This window comes from Hyphobacterium lacteum (assembly GCF_036330345.1).
GTDB lineage: Bacteria > Pseudomonadota > Alphaproteobacteria > Caulobacterales > Maricaulaceae > Hyphobacterium > Hyphobacterium lacteum.
Genome location: NZ_JAZDRP010000015.1, coordinates 1 through 11,034, shown reverse-complemented (window position 1 = coordinate 11,034; position 11,034 = coordinate 1). Strand labels below are relative to the sequence as shown.

General features: G+C 55.4%; 4 protein-coding genes. 3 read left to right on the top strand and 1 reads right to left on the bottom strand.

Going from position 1 to position 11,034, the window contains the following annotated elements:
- Window positions 1-6,589: Ig-like domain-containing protein (locus V0U79_RS13575; protein WP_330200051.1), on the bottom strand; the 6,589-nt coding region annotated here is incomplete at its 3' end.
- An 800-nt stretch (window positions 6,590-7,389) separates the two neighbouring features.
- Here V0U79_RS13575 and V0U79_RS13570 point away from each other — a divergent pair.
- The 3 genes from V0U79_RS13570 to V0U79_RS13560 form a co-directional block, all read left to right on the top strand.
- Window positions 7,390-8,037 carry a hypothetical protein gene (locus V0U79_RS13570; protein ID WP_330200050.1) on the top strand — a complete coding sequence of 216 codons (648 nt, stop codon included), beginning with the start codon at window positions 7,390-7,392 and terminating at the stop codon, window positions 8,035-8,037.
- Window positions 8,038-8,203: 166 nt separating this feature from the next.
- Complete coding sequence (locus tag V0U79_RS13565; protein WP_330200049.1) at window positions 8,204-8,866, top strand: hypothetical protein; 663 nt, start codon at window positions 8,204-8,206, stop codon at window positions 8,864-8,866.
- 201 nt (window positions 8,867-9,067) lie between these two features.
- A partial coding sequence (locus V0U79_RS13560) for a S8 family peptidase (RefSeq protein WP_330200048.1) occupies window positions 9,068-11,034 on the top strand: 1,967 nt, incomplete at its 3' end.

Here is an 11,034-nt window from a genome sequence, read left to right as displayed (position 1 = left end):
CCGTGTTGTTGTTGCCGGCAGCGTCTGCGGCGACATCGGCCGCAACATCCACCGTCACATCACCATCGGTTGTCGGCGTGATCGTCGCGGAGAACAGGGTAGCAGATACGAGTTGTGGACCACCTACAGTGTCGCATGCCACTCCCTCTACCGCTCCGCCTTGAACCGCGCAGCCAGATGAGACGACCTGAAAGTTCGACGCCACACCGTTGCTCACCTGGATATCGGCTAAAACAAACTCCGTAACGCTCTCGCTGAAACGAAAATTCACATCGAATGCCGTATTAACAGGTCCCGAAGGCCCCGTGATCGACAGTGTCGGTCTTGTTTGATCGTTATTCACTGAAAACGGCTGGCTGACGCCCGTATTACTGTTACCAGCCGCATCCGTCGCAACCAGGCCAGAAACATTAATAGTCACCAAGCCATCATCTTCAGGCGTAATCGTCGCTGTGTAGACAGCTGCTAACTGCGCGGTGGTAGGAGCGGAACGTCCATCACCTGCCGGAATTAAGGGCGTGAAATCCGACGCGACACCGTTGTCCATGTCAATTTCGCCTACCGCAAATCCTGTTACCGGTTCGGAAAAAGTGAAAGTCGCTGTAAAAGCGCCAGAAACCGGACCCGGGGGCCCCGAAATCACAATCGTCGGCGCGGCATTATCTAGAGTAATGCTCCGATCGTCTGGCGAACCGGTCGGCGCCAGCGAAGCGAGAGCGTTGCCAGCTTCATCCGAGACATTATGGCCAGCAGCCAGGCCAATTGTAACGGCGCCATTCAGATCCGCGAGATCGCCTCCCGTTGCTGTAAATGCATAGAGCGTCGGCTGCGGATTAGTGATTTCCGCTATTGTTGCTGTTGTGCCGGAAAGCTGAATATCCGTTGGGTCCAAATTGGACAGCCCTTCACTCATGTAGATTGCCCAGATCAGCGTGTCAGCATTTGTTGGAGATGTACCGGGTTGCACATTGCTCACGCTCGTTGCGGTCGGAGCCGTCAGGTCATTAATGACCGAGAATTGGGTGGCCGCTGTGTTGTCATTTCCGGCGGCATCTGCGGCGACGGCATCGGAAATATCGATCGTAACCGGTCCCTCCGCGGTAGGCGCGATGGTTACCGTATAAACACGACGAGGCGTGACAGTTAAAAGGTTTGACGGCGAACCATTGACGACAACAATATCATCCAGACCAAAGCCGCGGACCACTTCCGAAAATGTCACGGTGACATCAAAGGCCGCATTCACCGATCCGGCGGGCCCCGAAAGTGCCACCGTCGGTGCCGTCTGGTCATTGGTGACCGATAGTTGGGGGGCCGCCCAATTGTTGTTACCGGCTGCGTCCGTGGCACGATCAGCCGCCACATCCACCGTTACAGGTCCATCTGCGGTTGGCGTAATGGTCGCTGTAAAGGTGACGTTATCAGACGTCGACAGATTCGAGGCCGTCCCGTTTCCGACAGTCAAATCCGCCAGCACGAAGCCGCTTACCGCCTCCGAAAACACGATCGACGCGGTAAACGCTGCATTTACAGGATCCGATGGCGCCAGAATTTCAACAGAAGGCCGGGTATTATCGACAGAATAGGTCAGCTCGGCACCGGCCGGAATAGTCCGGTCCATAACATTGCCATAGTCGTCGGTGAAATCGCTATTGGCGAGGCCGAGGGTAACATCACCATTCAGGTTGGACAGGCCGAGCCCCGGGCTACCACCGGAGACTGTAACGTCCAAACCGATGGAAAAACGCTGGACACTCGTCACCGACGCGTCTGTTCCCGTAACCGTGAAAGCATTGGCAGGCAATGTGAATGAGCCGTCGATCTGAGAGAATGTTAGCCGCCATGTCAGGCTGTCGGCATTCGTTGACGAATCCGTTGGTGTCAGTCGCACAATCGAGGCTAGCGCCGGTGCGATATTCCGCACATCATAGGTCTCGTCGGTTGCAGGCTCCCCAATAGGAACCGGATTGCCGGCAGAATCCGTGATTGTCGGCGCTGCGGCGAGGTCCAGTCCGACAACACCGTTGAAGTTGGAAAGATTGCCGCCGGAGACCGTGACCTCAAAGTCGGTCGAGCCACCATTGGCCGCCGCATCAATGCCAGCCGGAGCAGCGCTGGGCGTCACGCTGGTGACGGTCGCCGTGGTAGATCCATTGACAACAAAGTCGGCGGTATCAACGTTCGATACCGGTTCACTGAAATTGACCATGAAGACCAGACTGTCGGCATTTGTGCGCTCGCCAACAGGAGACAGCCGCGCGATCAGGTTCAATCGGGGCGCCGTTACATCAACGGTGAACTGGTTATTGTTATTGTTTCCACTGTAAGATGGTGCCCAGCCATTTGTGCCATTTCCGTTGCCCAATTCGTCAACCAGATCCGTGTTGGCTCTCAGATTGAGCGACAGGGTGCCGTTGTCGCCATCGTTCGACACCACATCCACCAGGACACGAGCGCTCGAACTCGGCGCTGTGTAATTCGTGATCCTCAAATTCGAGATCGTGAAATGCGGTGGAGCTTCGACCTGTAAATCGTCCACTGTCAGATTGTTCACGTTTTCAAAGAAGGACAGCGACCACGTCGCGGTCGGATTGGCTGCCGTAGGAGCCGTTAGGGGGAAGAAGATATCAACGCCAGGAGGCGAGTTGTCCATATTATAGAAATTATTGTTGGTGACCTGCGGTGACGTATTGGTCAGGGCGTTACCTTGAGTGTCGGTGATATCCTGCCCAGCTGAAAAACTGAGCGTCGGATTGCTGTTGGAATTAGCCATATCGCCGCCGGAGACTGTAACGTCGACCGTCGTCGAAGTAACGTTGCCGACCGAGACCGAGCCAGTCGTCTGCGTTACTTGAAAGTCGCCTGTCGTGATATTCTGAACAGCCTCATTGAAGGTCACCCGCCAGGTCACACTGTCGGCATTGGTCGGACTGGTCGCCGGATTTTGAAAGTCAATTGACGTGACCAGAGGAGGCGTGTTGTCCATCACATAGGTGTTTTCATTCGTACCCGTTGGAGTTGTATTGGTCAGCGCATTCCCGACTAGGTCCGCAATATTCTGACCGCCTGCAATACCGAGCGTCACGGTCCCGTTGAGATCGGCCATGTTTCCACCAGACAACGTTACGTGCCTGACATCATTGGCATCGTTGACGATGCTAACGGAAAGCGTTCCTGTCGTTCCAGAAACGGTAAAGTCGTCCGCATCTACGTTTTGGACGGCTTCATCAAAGGTCACACGCCATACAACGCCGTCAGCACGCGTCAACAAGGTATTTGGATAAAGCCGCTCGATGGAGGTGATCCGCGGAGCGCCATTATCGACAACGTAGGTATTGTCATTCGTGCCGGTCGGCGTGGTATTGGCCAGCGTATTGCCTGCAAGATCCACAATATCCTGGCCGGCGACAAAACTCAGAGTGATTGTGCCATTCAGAGCCGCCAGATTGCCGCCCGATGCGGTGACCACTGCCTGAGTCAGATCGCCGGGCGCTGCCGCCACATCAATCGAAGCCGGCGTACCGGGTATAGTCATCCCGGCAGTTGTCCCCGACAAGACGAAGTCAGAGACGTCCAGGCCCGAGACAGTCTCGTTAAAGCTGACAAGCCAAGTGACGCTGTCGGCATTCGTCGGCGAGGTCGACGGCGTCTGGCGGGTGATCGAGGTCACTCGTGGCGCGGTGTTGTCGAGAACAAACGCATTTTCATTCGTGCCCGTCGGCGCGGCATTGGCAAGAACGTTTCCAGCGAGATCCCGGACGATCGGAGGACCAAAAGAGAAGACGCTTACGCCGTCATCGATATCACCCGCTGTGAAAAGATATGTTTCGGCATTCACCACCGCGGTTGTGACAGACCGCACACCATCCATCCTTAACGTGGCGTCATCCGCGATATTCGCCACATTGGTCAGGCTTCCATTATTAGCGACCGAAAAGACGCTGGTGCCATCATCGTTTGCCCCGGCCGCAAAGAGGTAGGTCACCCCATTCACAACAGCTGTGTGCACTGTCCAGATACCCGACAATTTGATCGTGGCGTCATCCGTAACGTTGGCGACATTTGTCAAAGTGCCGCCCGCGGCAACAGAAAAGACACTCACACCGTTATCAAGCAGGCCCCCGGCAAAGAGGTATGTCACTCCATTCACAACAGCCGTGGTGAGGGAAGATACGCTATCAAGTTCGAGGGTGGCATCATCAGCGACATTGGCAACATTGGTGAGGCCGCCGCCACTGGCGACAGAAAATACGCTGACCCCGTCATCCGTTGCCCCGGCAACGAAGAGGTATGTCAGACCATTGACCACAGCCGTTGCGACGGATCGAGCGCCATCCAGCTCGTAACTTGCATCGGCACTGTCGACGACATTCGTGACATTGGTCAGCGCACCGTTATTGGCCACCGAAAAAACGCTGACGCCATCGTCAAACTCTCCCGCAACGAAGAGGTAGGTGACCCCACTTACGACCGCCGATGTGACTGACCCTGCTCCATTCAGCGTCAGAGTGCCATCATCGGAGACGTTGGCGACATTGGTCAGCGTGCCGTCATTGCCAACGGAAAACACGCTGATGCCGTCATCATCGAACCCCACCGCAAACAGATAGGTCGTGCCATTCACGACCGCGGTTGTGACAGACCGCACGCCATCCAGCTTCAACGTGGCATCATCGATAACATTCGCGACATTGGTCAGGTTTCCATTATTGGCGACAGAAAAAACGCTGATGCCATCATCAAAATAGCCTGCCGCGAAGAGATATGTGACGCCGTTCACAACAGCCGTTGTGACAGCTCTGTTACCATTGAGCTCGAGGGCACCACCGTCGGCGACATTGGCTACGTTTGTGAGCGAAGGCGCGCTCATGACCGGAGCGAGCGTTACCGTCGCATTCAGAGCGGCCATATCGCCGCCCGACACCGTAACGTCCGTTTGCGTGGCCGAATTGTTCGTGACCGCCAGCGAGCCTGTTGTTCCGGTCACGCCAAACATGGCGTTGGTTACAGTTTGCATTGGCTCGTTAAAGGTCACGCGCCATGTAATGCTGTCCGCATTGGTGTTAGACCCTGTCGGAGTCTGTCGTGCGATCGAGGCAATGCGCGGCGCTGTCGTATCCAGCGCAGCATGAGCCAGATCAACACGAATACGTGGACGCACCAAGCCTGACGGGGATTCCGTAACATTTACACCCGTCGATTCCAGCGCGGCTTCAATTTGATCGACAGTTGCCGAAGGATTCGCAGCGCGCAACAGCGCCCAGGCGCCAGCTACGTGCGGCGTCGCCATCGAGGTGCCATTAATCGACCGCGCACGCCCGGGCAAAGTATCATCAACGGTGGGGGCTGCTGAATTGATCGCGACGCCTGGCGCCAGCATGTCGACCATTGTCGCGGAATTGGAAAAGCCGGCGACGACGTCACTGTTGTCGGTTGCGCCGACGGTAATAGCGGGCTCGATACAGGCGGGCGCACCCACGGCGTTGTTATAGCTGCTATTGCCTGACGCAATTACGGTGGCGATGCCCGCAGTCCGGAGATTATTTATAACTGAGTAACGGCTGTCACTGTTACAGAAGGAAGTATAATTCCCACCGCCCAAACTCATATTGATCGACACCACGCCATTCGTGGCGCGGTTGGCGTAGAGCCAGTCGAGGGCCGCAATCTGGTCGGAAGTGTAGGAGAGCGTACAGGGGGTTGATAGGCCAAAGCCGCCGCAGAGATCTGTAAATCTGGAAAAGACCTGGACAGCGTATATGTTCGAACCCGGCGCCACTCCGATCAGAGTGTCGCCCGAACCGGTGTCAAGAAAACTGGCTCCCGCGGCAATTCCCGCCACATGGGTACCGTGCCCGCAGCCACTTACGGGCGTTGCCGTATCTCCGGTAAAGGGGCAGTCATCGCCAGCATCGGCCGTTGTCGTATCCTGTTCAACGCCGCCCGGGCAAAAGCTAGTCGCCTGCCCGTCAACGTTTGAAGAAAAACAGGCTGATTCCGAAATCCGGCCGGAAAACATCGGGTGCTCATGGTCTACACCGGTATCGAGGATGGCGATCGCGACGCCGGACCCGGTCAAACCGGGAGTATGCAGATCGTCTGCACCGATAAGCGGAATCGTTCCATCAGTCTGGGGCGCCGATAGTTCATCTAGCTGCACAGCCGAAACCGCTGGATCGGCGTTTAATGCGGAAATCTCATCAGCCGTCAGGAACATAGCAACCGCAGCAATGCTTTGATATTCCCTGCGCAGTCTTGGCGTTCCGTTTAGCGGCGCCGAAAGATCTGTTACATTGACACCTATTGCGCGCTCAATGATCGATCTTTGCCAAGCAAGGCGGGACTCGACTTGGCCGGCAGAAATTTCAGCGGCTGCGCCATCTCTCGCTGGCATGTCATAGTCAAATGAAACAATAACGGGATACCGACCGTTAGTTTCGAGGCGCGCAGCCATATTGGCATCAATACCCTCCGGCATTGATGCCAAATCCGCATCAGCCACCGTGCTCGAGTCTTGCCCGTGAGCAGTGCCGAAGAGCAATAGAAAGCAGGCCGAAACAAGTGTCGACACACGCAACGTGATTGTCATTATGATCCCCCAGCGGCGCCCAACGACCGCTTCCCGATCAAAAGCTCTCAGAACTCCCGCTAGATAGCAAGCAAAACCGAAATTTCCCGACTTAGTGTTGGGACTTAATAGAATGCCCGGAATTGCGACCCGTTTTCCAAAGCTACGCCATAACGCCCTTTTGCCTGTTGTGGCGTCTTCGACTGAGCGACCAAATTATGAGCCCGCCTAGTAGCATTTGATCTGGATCGGCCGCCCAACCGCGTCCCTTGGCCATCAGTTGCACTTTCAGCATCCCCCGCAGGCGATCTGTTAATCACCGGGTCGGCGGTTCGAGCCCGTCCCAGGGAGCCACTCTTTTCAATCACTTAGATTGTTTCACCGGGTCCACAGTGGACCCGTTTTTGCGTCTGGGGTTCCGTTGGGGTTCCGAGTGAAATCAACGCCGTTCGCAATGTGCCTGCCTGGCTTCGTCTGGAATAAGCGTCCTCATAACGGTCGATGGCTAGGGTTTTTGGCCGTTTTTCAACTTTTCCACACGCATTGCGACTGATTGATTACTAAAACCGAGCGAAGGTCTTGGCAGGACCAAGGACTCAGCCCCCTTTGAGATCACGGTACACGCCGCGCTGCGCCAGCCTCATGGAGGCCAAGGCGTCTTTGCGAAGAGCACACCGCATCACCATCCCACGACAAGAGGAGGGCGCCATGACGCCTCGAACAGCTCATGGGCCGGATAATGCGGCTCACCCAAAATCCCGCCAATACCGTCAGGAAAGCCTAAGCTCCGACCACCCGCGCAAGGTCAAAGGAGGTCAGCCATGAGCGATCTCCCCTGGTTTAAATTTAACGCCGCCGATTGGCTCAGCCAGCCCATATATCGCCGCCTGACACTTGAGGAGCGCGGTGTCCTTATTGACCTCTGGAGCTTGGCCTCACAAGGCGAGCCTCGCGGCCACCTGACATCAGGCGGCAGCCCCATCATTGGCGACGATTTATGCCACCTCATGCGCATCAATCAGGACACACTGCTTCCGTTATTAGCTGAACTCGAAAAGCGGGGTCACTTGGCGCGAAAGAACGGGATATGGAAATGTCCAACTATCATCAAAGAAGAAGCCCGACGGCAAAAATACATCAAAAATGGACGTCTTGGCGGCAATCCAAGTCTCTTAAAACGAACAAAAAACCCGACTTCGCTTAACCCAGAGAAAGATCAAGACACAGACACAGAAATAAAAAAGAAAAAAGAAAAGACGTCAGAGAGAGAGAGGCAGCCGATCGGCGATGACTGGTTTCCAAGCGATAGCGCAATCAAGTATGCGGTCAACAAGCTTCCTCCCGGTACAGATATCGCGGATACGGTTGAGGCCTTCATTTCCCATGCCCAGGCAAAAGGAACAACCTACGACAACCCAAATGCTGGCTTTAGACGATGGGTGCAGAAGGCGGAGCAATTCGATTACTGATCGCCGATCGTGAATGCGAGGGCGGGTTCTACCGTCAAAGCCGGGCGTTTCATCCAGGCACCGCCTTTGGATCTTCAGTCACCTCAACGCCCGGCAAGCTCATTAGGCTACCGCCAGGCCTTCAGGAAAGATTGCGTGTGAAACACGCTGATGGGATGGGGACGCAATGGACGAAAGCCTTTGGTCACAAGTCTGGACACAGCTCAATACGCCGACGGCTTATTGGCTTTACAGCTGGTTTGGCGTGACAACCGCCCTGCTCATCGGCATTGCGCTCGGCTTGGTTTTGCTAGGCGTCATTCGTGAGTTCGATGAAGCCGTCCTGGTTCGAACCTACCCAGGCTTCCAGCCCAGCAAGCCAGCGTCTGTGGCAAAACGCATCGCGGAAATGGAAGCCCATGACGGCTCTGCTGTCCGCACCATCAGCCTTTATGCGACCGGCCTCATCCTGCTTGGTCTCATATTACCGGCCGGCCTTCTATTAATCCTGTTGGGCTATCATGATTGGTTTGTTCCTGGATCTTCGCCCATCAGCAGCGACGATGGCGCAGTTCGTGTGTCTGACCTCGATCCGGCGGAGCTAACCGTTTTCCTACTCGACCAGACTTTCCGCGGCGGCTTGTCGGACACGTTCGAAGTGTTCGGAATTGCCCTGACGGATCTAACCAACAACCCAGACAACCGTGTCTTTTCCGCGTTCTTTTTGTCCTACCGGATCCTTGCCGGCGCCGTCACGGTTGCGATTTTGATCCTGGGCTGGCGTTTAGCAAAGGGCATAAAGCGCCTGAAAGACGCGATTGGTGATGTCGGAGCAGATGCCGGCACATGACGGCCGTATTCCTTCACAAGCACCGACGGTTTTGTTAACCTATGGTTAGCACTTTAGATTGGCTGGACCGGGGCGATCTGTATTATTCATAAGTCTGCATTTCGTATCACGTTTGAGACCCTTGTTACCGCAATCCTCCTAATCGTCGTTAGCGGCCCGACCGCCCATGGCCAATCGCCTGATAATCTGACGCCGATCAATATGCCGCCGGGAGAAGTCGATCGCGAATTGTCGATTGATGAGATCTCGGCATTGGCACCGCCCTTCACGGCTCTCTCCAATGAAGATCGTGATCGTATTCGCCTTACAACCCGCAGCGCCCAGAGCCTAAGGGATTTCGGAACCGCAATCGTCTTCGTTGAACTGAGCGAACCCGCCATCAGCGCGGCGCGGGCTGCGGCCAGTCCTGATGGCCTGGATAGCCCAAACATCGGAGGCAGTCCTTCACTCGGAACAAACTTCCTTGCAAGCGATCTGATTTCTCAGCATGCGCCGGAACTGGTTAGCGATCTTCAGATCTTAGACGCCGTTGAGGCGTCCACATCCCGGTTACAGCCGCTTCAGGCCGATCCGGTCGCGCAGAATAACGCAATCGACACACCTCAACCATCGACCCCTCGTCTGCGTTATGTTTTCGAATATTCGCCGTATTTTTCTGCTGCCCTGACGCCAGATGAAATCGTCGCTCTGATTGAGGACCCGCGTGTAGTTTCGATCGCTGAAGTGCCGGTCCTGGAAGCGCAACTGCCGCGCAGCACAACTGCCATCAACGTGGCGGGAGAATGGTCTGACGGTTTTGAAGGATCCGGGATGGCGGTCGCCGTTCTAGATACCGGTTTCGATATGGACCACCCCTTCATCCGCGACCGAATAACCGTTTCTGGTTGCTTCTCGAATCCACCAATAGGCCTGGGAAACTCTCGATGTGCCTTGTCAGGCCCGAACGCCGGCTATTACGGAGACTCTGGGCATGGTACGCATGTCGCATCTACCGCAGCTGGCGGACAAAACTTTGCGGCGTTAGGCACAACTTTTGACTCAGTCGCTCCACTTGCAAACATCTGGGCGATCCAAGTTTTTTCTGATCTGTACGGTTATAATGGCCCGCGAGCGCTACTGGACGACCAAAAGGCGGCACTTCAGGCAATCCTCGATAATCTTGATCTCGATCCCACCGCTGAGCTTGCCGCAGTAAATATGAGTCTAGGAGGCGGTCGCTACTTCGGATTTTGCCCAGGCGATCACATAGAGGATGAAATCCAACTTCTGCGAAACGTTGGCGTCGCAGTTGTGATCGCATCGGGAAATGAAGAATACCGCGACAGCGTCGCAAGCCCAGCCTGCATCGATGCAGCAATAACGGTCGGTGCGACCGGTTTTGACAGTCAGGTAGCAAGTTATTCGAACATCGGCCCACAAGTTGATCTGCTCGCGCCGGGCGGTGATTTTTCAGACAACACCTCTTGTAACGACCTGATTACGGCTGCCTGGCCGCCTGATGTATCTAATCCTTACTACTGCTATGCTGACGGCTTTGGGACTCTTCAGGGCACCTCCATGGCCGCGCCACACGTCGCGGGTGCCATCGCTGTACTCCGATCGCGTTTTCCCGCTGCCAGTGTCGATAATCTGGAAGCTGCATTAGAAACTACCGGAACAGCGATTACAGACACGCGTATCGGCGGATTGCCTGGCACTTATCCGCTTATAGATGTTGGTGCCGCCTCCGATTGGCTCAGTGCAAACATTCCTTTTTCACCGATCGCAGATACCGATACCGCGATAGTCCATGCCAATGCTGATCCGCTTGATATCACCGTAATAGCCCTCAGCGGGGACCGTGATCCAAACGCTGGCGATGTTCTTTCCATTTCGGCAATCAATACGAACGGAACCACCGGATCAGTGACGCTGGCTGGCGGCGTTCTGACCTATGATCCAAATGACCAGTTTGAAAACCTTGCCCACGGCGCAAGCACAACAGACACCTTCACGTACACGGTCCGGGATCCTGGTGGGCTCACCGATACCGCGGAGTTTACCGTCAATGTTCAGGGTGTGGATGACGACCCGCCCACGCTTTCGATATCTGGTCCTTCGGGTCCGGTTTCTGGGGCGTTTACGGCCAGCTTCACTTTCTCTGAAGATGTCACAGGTTTTACGCTGGG

Coding starts and splice junctions, on each gene's coding strand:
- V0U79_RS13570 (WP_330200050.1), top strand. CDS start 7,390: ATGAGCGATCTCCCCTGGTTTAAATTTAACGCCGCCGATTGGCTCAGC.
- V0U79_RS13565 (WP_330200049.1), top strand. CDS start 8,204: ATGGACGAAAGCCTTTGGTCACAAGTCTGGACACAGCTCAATACGCCG.